Origin of the sequence: Hungatella sp. SL.1.14, from assembly GCF_024460495.1 — a bacterium.
Lineage (GTDB): Bacteria > Bacillota > Clostridia > Lachnospirales > Lachnospiraceae > Hungatella > Hungatella hathewayi.
Genome location: NZ_JANFYJ010000333.1, coordinates 1 through 301 on the forward strand (window position 1 = coordinate 1; position 301 = coordinate 301).

The window sequence follows — 301 nt, forward strand, 5'->3', positions numbered from 1 at the left end:
TCCTTTAGTAATTGTGGACGGCTATATGATGCAGGTGAAAAGAAAACGGAGGCAGCTTTTGGAGGAGACCAAGAAACATATCTTTGGTTTAAATGATCAGGAGATTGAGATTGAATTTATTGATTTCAACCCCCTTACGGGAGCCAGGGGAGGTGCAGCTCTGGCGATAAAACAATTTTTTATTAAGGAGTAACGTTAAGTGGAGAAGATAAAAGCAGGTATTATCGGATGTGGAAGAATATCTTCTGTATATCGGGCTGCATACGAAAATATGAGGGATGAAGTAGAGATCGCCTTTGTA

The 301-nt window shown here is 40.2% G+C and carries 1 pseudogene; it reads left to right on the forward strand.

Features of this window, described 5'->3' with window-relative positions:
- Positions 1-193 (forward strand): annotated as a pseudogene (locus NE473_RS31230) (ROK family transcriptional regulator); the annotation flags it as partial.
- Positions 194-301: the final 108 nt, after the last annotated feature.